We start from the raw sequence: 13,527 nt of genomic DNA, 5'->3' as shown, positions 1-13,527 counted from the left end.
CGGCCCCATGCAGAACGCCCGCCCCGGTGCGGGGGCGGGCGTCGGGCATTGTCAGGCGTCCCGGTGGCGTCAGCGCGACTGGCGGCCGCTATTCCACAGGACCGAGCCATCCGGCCCGACGATGTGCAATTCACCCTGAGCGGTGAATTCGAGGCGACTGCCGGGCGGCGAGGCCACATGCCTGGCCGACCAGACATAGCGCCCGCGGCCGTCATAGGTCGCCAGATTGCCGTCGGACTGGAAGCTCGCCCGCGCATTCGGGCTGTAATTGACCAGCGAGTTGAGGGCCCAGATCGGCCGCCCCGAGCGGGTGTAGATGACCAGATTGCCGTCCGACTGGAAGCGCAGGTAATGCTCGCCGCACGGCGAATAATAATTCGTGTCGGGGCGGAAATCGAACGGCGTGGAGAGCGGGAAGATGCTGTCGCCGATGCAGTCGGCAGCACCGGATGTCCCGGCCAACATCTGCGGGGTGACCAGTCCCGTCGCCACCGGGTCCAGGTCCATGGCCGGCTCGGCGCGCCAGACATTCTCCATGGCCGGGGCGAAGCAGGTGCCGGACGCAGCCGTGAACCCGCTCGGGAAGCCGGCGTGGTCAAACTCGATCTCGATCATGCCGAACTGATCGGATGTGATGCCGTCCGCGCCGCTCAGGGTGGCGCCGCAGCGGTCCCAGCGGGTTTTCCGACCGGTTTCGTCGGCATCGATCCAGTAGCCGTAGAAAGTGGTGCCGGCCCGGTCCACCCCGTCGCGCGCGAGGCCCGGAAAGTACAGGTGCCGGGGGCCGGAGATCGGATCGCCCTGCCGGAAGATGGCCACATCCTCGCGGTCTTCCAGATAGATGATGTCGCCCGATTGCGACCGCCACGCCTCGTCGGCGCCAACCGCCCCCGTCGCGACCGTGCCGAGCACGGCCAGCGCTGCCAAATACTTCATGAATTCCCCCTGGAAATGGCTGACACCGGTTTCCGACCGCGTCCGCCTGGTTGCGTTGCAAGGCCGACCTGAGCACAACCCATGATGGGGCACAAGCCGGGACAACAAGCACGACACCCCTGCCCTGGGGCCGAAGCCTTCAAGCGGGTGGACGCCCTGTCACGGGGATTGCGGGGGATAGTGGCGGAGAGAGAGGGAAGGGAAGCTCAAGACCGATCTCCTTGTAACATATTGAAATTGTTGCAGAGGTATCAGAAGGGTCAAGGGAAATTGGAACAGTGGATAGGGACGATATTGGAACAGAAATTACGCCGGCACGCGAGGGTAAATATTACAGACAACGTTGGCCTTGAACTTAGCGACGAGTAGCTCTTTAGCCGCAATGAACTCCGCACCTGCTCGGTCCCATTCGACGCCATCGATGTTAGCAAGCTTGATCCCTGCATGCTCAGGGTGCCAGCCACCAGCTTCGTCTGTCTCACAATCGTCAGTGACGCAAAAAACTTGAGTATCGTAATTGGCCATCCTCAGCGCTCGAACCTCTTGAGCGAGCAAGCCAATCACTGCCTTTAGGGGTTTTTCGGCCGGACCACGCGCTACAAGCTCGTTCATCACTCCTTCTAGGCCGAAGTCCGCATCGCGATCTTGTCTCCAGATTGAAAGCTTCCCTAAGAACAAGTCCAACGGCCGCACAATTTGAGCGCTCAAATTGCCCGACTTTTCATTGTAGGCGATTGGCCAATACGCTCCACGGCAAACCGTTTCCCCGTCCGCGACCAGACCAGGTGAATGTTCATGCTGTTGTTCGGTTTCACAGTCGCAAGGAGACATGCAGCTCAGCGGGGGAGATTAAACTCTTGGATGGCCCGAAAAAGACCGCGCAATCCCTCAGGAGAAGCCTCAAAAGTGCGGGGGCTTTCGGCAACCCCAGCGTCAATGTCGACAGCTACCAGAATGACCGTTCCTGTGCCGCCCAAAAACATCGAAATCTGCTTGTCTCTATTTTCCGACGTCCAGCGCAACGTGACCGCCCCGGTGTCATCTTCGACCTCAACTTCGGGCAATGCACAGTCGTTGGGGATCGCTCCAACTGCTACAGTCTCCAGCTCGAGCAGGATCGCCTCTGAAGGAGCCAACGAACCTTCTCCTGCCCAGCCATCAACGAGACGCCCCAAATCCTTTAAGGTTCGCTCAAAACGAGCATGAAATCCGTTTGTGCCATCTTGCGGACGGGCTGGCACTCCAGGCGCATTCAGCCTGCTGCCCGCTTGGGGAAATTCAAATGACGTCGGCAAGAGAAAAAAGTTGCTGGAAAAACTGGTGGTTGCCGCACTTCCGCCGTGCTGGGTGGAAACGACCCACCCGTTTATCTTAATGCCGTCACTTAAAGGAGAGGCATGCGTGAGTGCACCTCGCGAGCCTAAAGACCCTAAAGCTTCAGTAGCGTGGACGCCTTCGTACTTTTGAAGCGCAGTCATTTCTTCCCCTGGAGCGCAATCGCTGTTTGAATTTCTTGCTGGAGGAAAACCTCCATCATCGCCTTGTTTTCGACGTGTAGGGCCTCAACTAGCCCAGTGACCCACTCAATGAATTCATCGCACTGAGCACCACCCTTAGTAGCATCCGGGAACGCAGTCAAAGAATGTAAGAACTTCACGCTGTCCGCAGGACCATTCGCACCGCTTCGGCTCACCGCGTCGATATTTATGTTTTGCAGCACTCTTTCGTCGCTGATCCTGTCGAACCAGCCAGTATATAGGTGCCAATCGGGTCCGACCGAAAACAAGTGCTCAGACAGGTATTTATTCGGAACGAACAATTCCTTTAGATCGTAGTCGCTATCGAAATTGAGAAAGGCATCAAGAACCTTCAAGGATAGCTTTTTGGGGGTATTCAGTTTCGGGCTTTCGATATCGATAGAACACGCTGCCCGAAGCAATTCCAAGGCTTGGTCACGAACCTTCGCCCAGCGGCTGTAGCGACGACACTCAATAACAAGTTCTCGTCCGACGAACCGCAGTGCCCATATTGGTTGGCCATCTGGCATGAGATAGGCGAATTCTACCCCAGGAAGCGTCACTGCGCGCACTGTCTCATCTTCCACGCTCACGGCGAAACCTTTAGGGCGCCGAACGGCAGGCAGGCGGTTTCGCCAAAGTTCGTGTTGATTTTGTAGCTGGGCTATCGCTTCGCTTGAAAACTCTGCGTCATATTCCAGCACCCAGCTCACGCTTTCGATGGCATGGTCGCTATTAATGGGCTGAAATTTCGTCGTCATCACATCCAAACTAGGTCCGGTTGCTAAATTTGTCATCTAATAGACGGATATTGGTGCACCAGTCGGCTTAATGGTTCCTCAATCAAACCGCTGGGTGTCAAACCCAAGGTCCTTGGCGTTGTCGCGGACGATCTCTTCGACATCCTCCGGGAAGCCGCTCCTCGACGTGGCGGTGATTTCGAGCGTGATCTTGAGATCGACGCCGTCGGCGCTGTCGAGCTCTCCGATCACATCGTTGAAGATCAGCCCCGCCTTTGACGCACCGCGCAGGGCGTCCAGGGAGATGGTGCCGGTGAACCGGGTCGGGCGCGCTTTCTCGGGCTCTGTGGCACCCCCAGGAGCGCTGGGGCGGTCTGGCTGGGCTCCACCCACGTCTCCGGCTTCACTCGCTGGCTGAGCGGTCTGCAATTGCGCCTCAGCCACTTCCCGCCGGACCAGCAATTGACCAGACCCAAAGCGGACGACCGCCGACTGGTTGAACTTGAGGTCGGAATATTTCCCGTCTTGTTCCGCGCTGGCGATACCGAAGGCCACGTTCCGCTCATCGAGATCGACGAGGGCGTCCGCAAGCGCATCGGCGAGGACCTGATCGTCCCGCAGGCGTTCCATGTAGGGAAACTCGAAGAACCAGTCCTTTACCTGATCGACCGAGAGGTGCGGCTGTTCGTCCGGCCAGAGATCCCGCAGGCGGTCGGTGAGGCTGGCTTTGCCAAGGCGGGAAATGACGAAATCGGCTTCCTGGGCCTTGTCCCAGGCGGCCTCCGCTGGGGAGCGTTGCCCGGTCGGGCGGAGGCCGGTCCTGTCGAGCATCAACGCCGCGCCGCCATCGGGAGAGGGTTCCGGCGAGAGGAGATGGCTCCAGGCCTTCCGGATCGCCTGGCGCGCGCCCTTCATGGCCTCTGCGGCGCGTGAGGCCGCGTCCTGTTTCTGGCTTTCGGTGAGATCGAGCGCGCGGTCTTCGGAAATGCCCTTCCAGGCGAGGGCGCGACGCATCGTCTTGCGCACCTCTTCCAACTGGCGCTCATCAGCGGCCAGGAAGACCAGAGCGTTGCGGAAGCGTCTTTGTCCCCCGGCCCGGCGAGAAACCGCGTCCAGGGCCGCCAGATAGGCCGCAGAGGCGTCTCCCTGGCTGTAGGGCGTGTCAGGCCCCAGAATGACCAGACGCGTCGCTGGACGGTCCTCTACGTCCTGCGGCGGATAGGGTGCGGTATGCACCCCGGACCACTGTCCGCGCGCCCGTTCGTCCTCCTGGAGCGCCTTGACGATCTCGGCGTCGATCTGGTCCGCATCGACATCACCGGCCCGATTGGCGGCCAGCTTGTTCAGCGTTGGTTTCGAGCCAAACCAATAGCGGCCCTCCGCCTCATAGAGGTAGGAGGATTGTTCTGACAGTTCGCGAAGCGCGTCGCCAAAGATTGAAACCTGATCGCCGGGCTGCACGCAGGCGAGGCGTAGCTCCGGCCCCGTAAGACCGCCACGAGCATCGCCTTGCGGGGCGGTGCAGACGAAGACGGCGCGAGAGGCCCGGCTGGCGATACGCTTTTCGCGATAGCGCGTGCGGGACATCTCGATCCGGACCGGGAGCGAGCGGTCGCCGTCCACTTCGGCGTCAACGATGGAGCCCCAAGCTGGACCATCGAGCGGCTCGATCAGGGCGCCCCGGACTTCCGGGTCATCGATCTGCAAGGAGCTCGGCAGGATCAGCGGATCGTCCCGGCCCTCGCGATAGCTGGCGTAGATGGTACGAGCCAGGAGAGACAGAACGCCGCGTGTGCGCTGGAACTTGTCCAGACCGCCCCATTCCGAGGAAAGCTTGTCGAACAGCATCGGGTGGACGGGATAGGCTTCGAAAAGCTTCTCCTCATAGTCCTTCTCCGCCGTGCCCGCCGGGAAGTCGCCTTTGTTGTCACGATAGATTTTCCGGAAGGCCTCGACCGTCCGCTTACGGGCCCTCTCACCGTTGTCGTCCAGCTCCTGGAAGAGTCGGCGGCGGATGACAGCGTAGGTCTCAGACCCTTGCGCCGGCTGCCAGGAGGATTGGGTCCGACCAAACAGTTTTTCAAGACGCCGCAGCGTATCCAGGCCCTTCTCGCCGCCACCGGCCTCGATATCGCTTTCCGGTAGCGAGCCGACGATCAGGGCATTGTCAGACTGAGCCGCGGCCTCGGTCATCGACTGGATGAAGGAGAGGTGCGCCTCATAGCGTTCGTTGTCGAGCTGGCGGACATAGGCGACCAGTTCGTCCAACAGGATGAGGGAAGGGCCACCTGCCGCGTCCAGGACGCGCTTGAAGGCTTCACCGCCCGGATTGGTCCCGGCGGCCTCTGCGGCTTCTACGATCGAAAGACCTTCGCGGCCAGCCAGAGAATGGGCCAAGTAACCCCAGAGGGTCCGGACGGGACGGCTATCAACCGTGTCCAGGGGAACGTCAGGCCCTTTATCGGTGCCAACGAAGACGGCGGTCTTCACGTTGCGGAGGGAAAGCCCGTCGAACTGCGTCTTCATCGGGGCCAAGGCCTCGACGCTCGCCGGATCGCCCAAGCGCGCCATATGGAGCAGGGAGAGCAGGGTGTGCGTCTTGCCGCCGCCGAAATTGGTCTGCAGGCCTATCGTAGATGGACCGCCGGCGCCGCCCAGCCGTTTAGCCGCGTTGCCCAGCGTCAGTTCCAGACCATGGGTCAGGTGCGTGGCGTTGAAGAAGGATTGGCTGTCCTTGTAGGTCTCAGAGCCTTCGCCTCGGGCGGCAGCGGCGAGATTGGCCGCAAAAGCGTCTTTGTTGAGCCGTCCTGCCAGCACGTCATCACGCGGCGGACAGGCGATCCGCCAAGGCGTCAGGCCTTCGACGCGACCCCCGCCCAAAAAGTCGGGCTGCTTTTCTTCCACCGCCGCCCGGGGCACCGCCGGAGCGGCGGGCTTGGCGGCGGCAGAGGCGGGCGCCTTGAGCTTGCCGTTTGCTTCCAAGCGGCGGCGCACCATGTCGGTCTGAAGGCTGTCGAACAGCACCTTGGCCGCCTCGGCCTGCGGCTTTGCAAACATGCCATCCAGAAGCTCATGCGCGCCAGAGAGGGCCCTCAGCGTGATGCTGTCATCGATTGCGCCGGAGGAGTGGGAATACTTGTTGCGGCCAGCGAGAGCGGCGGACGCGGCGTCGCGCATCTCCGGCTTCAAATGGTTCTGGAAGACGTCGCGCCAGTTATTGATGATGATGTAGAGCAGGGCATAGGCATCAAGATCGGCCTTCGGCGCCAGGCTGTTGGGCACTCGCGCCTGCATGCGCCAATGCGTGCCGTATTGCTTCTTCATGTACTCGTTGACGAAGGGCAGCGCGCCCTTCTCAACCAGCTCAAGCATCGTCCCGATCCGGTCCCTGTTTGTCGTCATGCCATCCCTCCGGCGAACTGCGCCGCCTCAATCCTCAAAGTAAGTCTGCTTGTTCCGGTTCGGGCGCGAAGCCCTGCTCGCACGCCTCGTCCGCCGCGGTCTCGATGCCCGGCCAGCTGGTCTGCAGCTGGTTCCAGACCAGCGCTTCGTCATTCTCACCGCGGGCGGTCGCCATTTCGAACATGCGTTCGGCGATCAGAAGCACGTCGGCCGCAGCCGTCGGCTTCTCGGCCAGGAGCTGGCCGCACTTCGCCAGTCCCCCATCTTCCGCTGTCAAAGCCCGCGCCAAATGCTGCGCCATCTCCCAAAGCGTGAAGGTGGCGTCTTTAGACGGCGTCCAGCCGTCTTCCATCTCCCCGCGGGACAAGAGCTTGGCGTCGCCATGCTGCGCACGAAACAGCCCGGAGGCGTTGAGCGAGTTGATATCCAGATTGAAGCCCTGGAGCTGCTGGATCGCATCGCCTGCCTTACTTTTCTGAAGCCCGTATCCGAACTGTTGGTACCATTCGAGGGCAAAGCGGGTTTCCGCATCCAAATCCTCAGTACCCTCTGTCAGAATAGCGTCGATCTCACGATTGATCAGCGCCAAGGCCGTTGCCACGCTCATTGGGCTGTCATCGCTCTCACGGACCATGGCATATTTCGAGAATACGCCGATGCCTGGCCCGATAGCAGCCTGGCGGCGGTCGGGGAGCGGCACGCCAGCCTTCTGGTGATCCAGGATCGCCTGCTGCATCGCCGGACGGAGTTCGCGGAGGAAGTCCCGGCGGTTGATGGCTCCAGCGGTATTCGCCCGAGGGCGGCAAACGAGAACAACGGACGCAGCCAGCGCATTCGTTCCCGACGCAATCATCCGGTTTGAGAGCTCGGTGCGGATCGGCCAAGTGCCGTCGACTTGCAGCCCAGAGTTCACAACTGCCTGAAGAAACGCCGCCCAGCCGGGAGAAAGGAGACCATCCGATGCAATTTCTGACTGTTTAAAGGCATAGTATATCGCTAGTGGAGCGTTGGATGACAAACGGGCAGTCTTCTGAAGCGCCTTGCCCATACCTGCCATAAAGTGTTGGTCGGCAGAAGACTTAGACCCATGCCTGTAAGGTGTCGCTACCAACTCTACGTCCTTCGGAGTGGTAGATCGACGGAACAGTTGAGGAAACTGTTCCCTAACAGCTCTCCGAAGCCAGACGTAGAAGAAGTCTGACAAATCAGCGTACCCGATATTGTCATAATAGGGGGGGTCGGTGGAAATGAGTCCTTCGACTATCGGGGCTTCGTCGGAAGAGGCATTAATCTGCGAGGCAAAACCAGGGGAAAGCTGCGCCTGCTGCTCCAAAGGCTTAGCCAGACTATCTACAGTCCCATAAATATCCCCACCAGCACCAGCGAATGGATTGGTTTCGACATAATCCCAGACCATTGGAATGGCTTGGCGGCTGAATAGGTTCTTCATCCTCCCCATGCCACTTTCCCAAATACACAAAGCGTTGTTCCGGTCCGTAGCTTTATCAATCGCGAACCCCAAATACGTCGCCACCGCATCGGCGTAGGCGACCGGTCCGTCCCCGCCTTCAGCGAGGGGCATGTCCGGGTTTGCGCGGCCTGAAAGTTCGGGGTTTGCCTGAGCGGCCTCAAGAGCGTTTTCGCGGGCTTTCTGGATCAGGTCAGAAAAGGTCGTCAGCGCTGCCAGCTGGCGCGGCGTGAAGAGGTCGATGAAACGGGTGAGGCCGTACTGGACCGTCCAGAAATTACGCGGATCGTTGGGCAGCTCCTGTTCGATCTCTGGCACGTCTGGTTGGGCAACTTGCGCAGCCTCCTCGTGGTCTTCGTTCGGCGCAAGATAGGCCCGGTCCTTCGCCCCCTCAGCCACCACCGCCATCAGTCGTTCGCCGAGCTCACCCGCCTTGCCAGCGGCTTTCACGTAGTCGCCATCAATAGCTGACCCCGACAGCACACACACGAAATTCGCCCCGCGAGCCGTCTTGGTGCCGTTCTTGGCATCCGCCAATTCCTGCTTGCTGATCCCTTTGGTTTTGACATCGAAGCGCCAGCCGCCTGGAGCGGCAGGATCAATGACCGGCACAACAATCGCCTCCTTGCCCTTCTTCGAGGACAGGACAAAAGACGACACCAGCGGCACATGCGCGCCCTTTTGGGCCGGGTCCGGCGACGCGACCGTCCGCGCCCAAAGCCAGGCGATCACTGGCCGCTCAGACCCATCGGGCAGCGTTGCCTTGGGATAAAGGTGCCCGATCTTCTTTTCGGCTTCATCGCGCATCCACTGCCCGTAAAAACGCACGTCTTCAGCGAGGCCCCGCGCACCGGACCACTGCTCTGCCAGAAGGGAAGTCTTGCCGGGCTCGGCCGGGTGAACCGGCGATAGTCCGGCGAATTTCGGCGGGAACTCGATCAGCGCCTTGGTGATCAGAACCGGGATCGGATTGAGGTCAGACCCGTAGGCCCGCAACCCCAGGCGTTGGGCCTCCAGCGGGATGGACCCACCACCGCAAAACGGGTCATAGACCGGCGGCGCATACTCCTGGAGGTAGGCGAGAACGGCCTTGGCATCGGATCGCGCTGGCGGCTCCTCACCACGCCCCCAGGCCGCCGAGCGCGCAATCTCCGAGCGGGCCGCCTCAATCGCCGCCTTGAAACGCGTCTGATCCTTGGCGTCGGATTTCGGCCATTCGACCATGTTCTCGATCACGCCATGCAAACGGCGGCGCTCGCGATCCTGATCCTCTTCCGTCTTGAACTTTTCCGGCCAGGCGGACGGGTCATCGACCAGCTGCGCAAAGATCACCGCCCGGCAAGCCGCCAGAGGCCGCCGCGCCCACCACAAGTGGAGGGTAGAAGGGTGGCCGTGCCGGATCGACTTTTCCCGGCTCGATGCCGCATTGATCGCGTCCAGGGGCAGGGAGTGCTCGATGATTTTCTTGCGGATGGTGGCAGGCATTCAATCTAATCCGTTTCGTGCGCAACATTTCCGTCTTGATCGACGAAAAAGGCTGTGATGTTCGTGCGCTGCTTGGCGAAAGCGGGAATTCGAGCCCAGAGGCCTCGAAACATTGGATCATCAGGCATTGCAATGGACACATTGGTGGTCTCGCTTTCGAGTTGGAAAAGCAACCCACCTAAGCCAGCGTAGACCTCCCCCAGCGTCAGTGCATCCTGGTAGTGTGCGACGCGGCATTGGACGATCCATTCGCCACCATCCTTCTCTGCAACGACATCCCCCCGCCCCTGTCCGGGGAAAAACTGTCGGATCATCGAGTAGCCTTGGTTTTTCTCGCTCGTCTTCACGGCCCAATGCTGTGCTTCGAGCCACCGGGTCACAGCGGTCACCACACGTTCCTGGTCCGTCCGCCTTCGCTCACGATCAACCCGTACTCCTACTCGCATAGAGGACTGATTGGTCATGACGGCAACTTCGGTTCGGCCGCGCCTTGGGCGACCAGGTCACGAACAAGAAAGGCGCGCTTGGTGTCCTTGAAGTCGCCCTGGTCCCAGAAGCGGCTGGCCGGGTCCGTGATGTAAACCGGCTGCTGTGCGAAGCCGTCTTCGACCGGCACGACGACCAGGTGATATTGCTCCCCGGCATTGCGCGCCTGGAGCATCTCGTTCTTCGTGACGAAGATTTCCTTGCCGCCGACGACGCGGGCCTTCACCTCCAGCATCAGCATGCGGTTGTCGCTGGTGAAGCTTTCAATGTCCCAGCCGCGGTTGAGGTGGGATACATCGACCGGCGTGCGCCCGGCGGCGCGCTCGGCGTCCATCACCGCATCCATGCCGATCTTCTCGCTGATCGAGGTATCCTCGGCCATGCCTTCCGGCCCGCCATCTTCGCCCTTGAGGCGCGCCAGGAGGCCGCTGGGCACGACCAGCGCCCCGCCGCATACTTCCGGCGCCCGCGCGGACAGGGCGCGCTCCTTCTCGATCTCGGCAAGGCGCTGATCGAGGCGATTGGTGAGGCGGTCGACCCGCTCTTGCGCCTTGCGCTTGGGCAGGGTCTCGTCCTTGCCCGCCCGGATCGCCGTGTCGTGCTTGGCGATGCGGTTGTCCCAGAAACGGATCTCCTTGCCGAGCCGGTAGCGAACCTCCCGCTCGACCTTCTCCAGATGCTCCAGCCGCCGCGCCTTGATCTGTTCCAGGTGCTTGGCGACCAGATGCTCGGCCACGAAGGCGCGCGCCCGTTCCGCCAGATCGCCCGTGAGCCAGCCAGCCTCCAGCAGCGAGGCAACTAGCGCTTCCTCACCGTCTTCCAGAGGTCGCAGGTCGAGATAGGGCGCAGCGCCCGCCGACTTCGCCTTGCCGCGCTCATTCATCAGGACGAAGTCCATGCGCCGAGACACTGACCGCGCCGCGCCATTGGGAGCCAATCGCCCGTCAGTGACCTCATGCTCCGCCATGACGAGCAGCTGCGGCTCGATGCCCGGATCAATCTCGTTGACCAGGACAGTGCCCTGTTGAAGGGCCAGGCCGTAATTCTGAAGCGTCAAATCGAGCACCGCTTCCAGGAGCGGATGGCCCGGAGCAATCAGAGCCGCCTGAGGCTCCTTCCCGCGGTGGGCCTTGTCGAAACAGACCCGCTCATAGCGCTCGAGCACCGGATCGCCGGACCCGGTATGCTGATCGTGCGCCCGCACAGAAGCCGGGACGCGCAGGATTTCGTACCGACCCGTCTCGCGCTCTTCCATCACTCCGCCCAATCGGCGGAAAGCCTCCTGGAAGAATTGCCGGACATAGTGCGGCTGCAGACGCTCCGCCGATGCACGCTCCATCTCCAGGCGCAGTTTCTCGACATCGCCGACCGACAGGCTCTCCATCGAGAGCTGGGCGCGTCGCGATAGCTCCTCAATGTGCTCGCGATTGACCGCCCCATCGACCGCGATCTGGAGCCGTTCACGCACCGCCGGGTCATCGCCATAGCGGACAGCCTCGAACAGGAGGTCGTTGAGCGACTTCTGTTCGAACAGCTCGCCCAGCACGTCGTACACCTTGCCCTTGAGGGCCTTGCGCGCCTCCTCCAGCTTTTCCAGCAGGCGCTCATAGACCTGACCTTCGCGGGTTTCGCCTGCGACGAGGTTGAAGAGGTGGCAAACCTCCGTCTGGCCGATCCGGTGGATACGTCCAAAGCGCTGTTCCAGCCGGTTCGGGTTCCAAGGCAGATCATAGTTGATCATAAGGTGCGAACCGCGTTGCAAGTTCACGCCTTCACCCGCCGCGTCATTAGCGATCAGGACCCGCACCTCCGGGTCGTCATTGAAGGCCGCCACCGCCGCCCGGCGATGCTGGCGCGGCACGCCACCATGAATGACCCGCACCGCATTAGGATCGCCGATCCGCGCCGTGATCTTCTCCTGGAGATATTCCAGCGTGTCCTTGGGTTCGGTGAAGATCAGGACCTTTTTCTGCTTGCCCTCAACCGGGTCATAAACCGGCGGTTGGTCCAGGATGGAGGCCAGCTGGCTCCATTTCGTGTCTTCGCCTGACTGGCAGACCGCATAGGCCTGTTCTTCCAGGATTTTCAGGCTGGAGATTTCCGCTTCCAGCTCGGCCAAGGTCCGAGCGCTCGACGCCTGATCAATGGCGTCCTCCTCCATCGCCTCGCGTTCTTCCTCGGACATATCCTCCAGATCATCGAGATCGTCCGGAATGCGGGTCGATGGGTTCAGATTGAGGGAGCCACCGCCCTGGCTGCGGATGCGCTCTTCATCGAGGCGTGTTTCCAGCCGCTCCTTGCGCCGCTTCAGCGACCGCCAAATGGCCCGCGGAGAGGAGGCCAGACGACGCTGGAGTGTTTGCAGGGCGAAGCCGACATTATTGCGCCGGCGGCCTCCGCCCTCCTCGATATTGTCCGCCCGGTTCATCTCTTCACGGACATAGTCAGTTACCGCCGTATAAAGCGCGGCTTCCGCTGGAGAGAGCTTGTAGCTAACCGTCTTGGCCACGCGCTCCGGGAAGAGCGGCCGCCCGTCAAACCAGTAAAGCTCCTCCTTCACCAGTCGGCGCATGAGATCGCTGGGGTCGGCCCCGCGCATACCCTCACGGAATTTGCCTTCGAAGCGGTCTGCATCGAGCAGGGACAGGAAGAGCTGAAAGTCCTCCTCCTTGCCGTTGTGCGGCGTAGCCGTCATCAGCAGGAGGTTGCGGGTCTGTTCGCCCAGGAATTTGCCCAGGCGGAAGCGCTTGGTGAACTTCGCCTCATTGCCGAAATAGCTCGCCGACATGCGGTGCGCTTCATCACAGATGATCAGATCGAAGTCAGCGGCCGCCCTGATCTTTTCCTGAAGCTCCTCAGACCGCGCTGCCATATCGAGGCGCATGATCAAGCGGTCATGGGATGTGAACGGATTGCCGCCATAGGAGGCATCGATCATTTCGCGCGTGACAATCTCGAAGCCGAGATCAAACTTCTCCTGTAGCTCGTCCTGCCACTGCTCGACCAACGATCCCGGCGCCACGATCATGCAGCGCTGGAGATCCCCGCGCAGGGCAAGCTCCTTGATTAGAAGGCCCGCCATAATCGTTTTCCCCGCTCCAGGGTCGTCGGCCAGCAGGAAGCGGAGCGGTTGGCGGGGTAGCATCTCTCCGTAGACCGCCGTGATCTGGTGCGGTAGCGGTTCGATAGCCGCCGAGGTGAGTGCGAGGTAGGGATCGAAGAGGTGAGCTAGCCGGATACGGCGCGCCTCAGCGGCAAGCCGAAAATCTTCTGCATCTCCGTTTAGGGCAAAGGGCCGGGTTGCCGAACCAGAAGAGAGAAGGCCTTCCTCGTCTCGCGTGATAATACGCTCGTCGAGGCGCTTGTTGTCTTTGTAGACCACCTCGACCCGGTCCGAACCCAACCATTTCACGCTCTTTACGAGCGCGACGCCATGCGGGCTCAGCCCCTCAACGGATATTCCTTCGACGATCTCCTCGAGCTTCAGCATTGC

Annotated in this window: 8 protein-coding genes; all 8 read right to left on the bottom strand. The window is 61.2% G+C overall.

Annotated features, from left to right (window positions below; genetic code table 11):
- Positions 1-69 precede the first annotated feature (69 nt).
- The 8 genes from ACXYMR_RS05795 to ACXYMR_RS05760 all read right to left on the bottom strand — a co-directional run bounded on the left by ACXYMR_RS05795 (position 70) and on the right by ACXYMR_RS05760 (position 13,524).
- The gene (locus tag ACXYMR_RS05795) at positions 70-936 is read right to left on the bottom strand and encodes a hypothetical protein (protein ID WP_458941814.1); all 867 of its coding nucleotides are present in this window, start codon (positions 934-936) and stop codon (positions 70-72) included.
- Between the two features lie 306 nt (positions 937-1,242).
- On the bottom strand, positions 1,243-1,548 hold the full coding sequence (locus ACXYMR_RS05790) for a hypothetical protein (RefSeq protein ID WP_458941813.1): 306 nt from the start codon (positions 1,546-1,548) through the stop codon (positions 1,243-1,245).
- Between the two features lie 224 nt (positions 1,549-1,772).
- The gene (locus ACXYMR_RS05785) at positions 1,773-2,414 is read right to left on the bottom strand and encodes a hypothetical protein (RefSeq protein WP_458941812.1); all 642 of its coding nucleotides are present in this window, start codon (positions 2,412-2,414) and stop codon (positions 1,773-1,775) included.
- Positions 2,411-3,214 carry a hypothetical protein gene (locus ACXYMR_RS05780; RefSeq protein WP_458941811.1) on the bottom strand — a complete coding sequence of 268 codons (804 nt, stop codon included), beginning with the start codon at positions 3,212-3,214 and terminating at the stop codon, positions 2,411-2,413. The genes ACXYMR_RS05785 and ACXYMR_RS05780 overlap by 4 nt, the downstream gene beginning before the upstream one ends.
- A 78-nt stretch (positions 3,215-3,292) precedes the next feature.
- On the bottom strand, positions 3,293-6,595 hold the full coding sequence (locus ACXYMR_RS05775; RefSeq protein ID WP_458941810.1) for a DUF499 domain-containing protein: 3,303 nt from the start codon (positions 6,593-6,595) through the stop codon (positions 3,293-3,295).
- A gap of 34 nt (positions 6,596-6,629) precedes the next feature.
- Complete coding sequence (locus ACXYMR_RS05770; protein ID WP_458941809.1) at positions 6,630-9,548, bottom strand: DUF1156 domain-containing protein; 2,919 nt, start codon at positions 9,546-9,548, stop codon at positions 6,630-6,632.
- Positions 9,549-9,553: 5 nt separating this feature from the next.
- The gene (locus ACXYMR_RS05765; protein ID WP_458941808.1) at positions 9,554-9,937 is read right to left on the bottom strand and encodes a hypothetical protein; all 384 of its coding nucleotides are present in this window, start codon (positions 9,935-9,937) and stop codon (positions 9,554-9,556) included.
- 71 nt (positions 9,938-10,008) lie between these two features.
- Positions 10,009-13,524, bottom strand: a complete 3,516-nt coding sequence (locus ACXYMR_RS05760; RefSeq protein ID WP_458941807.1) for a helicase-related protein — start codon at positions 13,522-13,524, stop codon at positions 10,009-10,011.
- Positions 13,525-13,527: the final 3 nt, after the last annotated feature.

The sequence above is a fragment of the Maricaulis sp. CAU 1757 genome (assembly GCF_054482675.1).
Note: the sequence above shows the minus strand (reverse complement) of the source record. Positions and strands in the feature narration are given on the sequence as shown.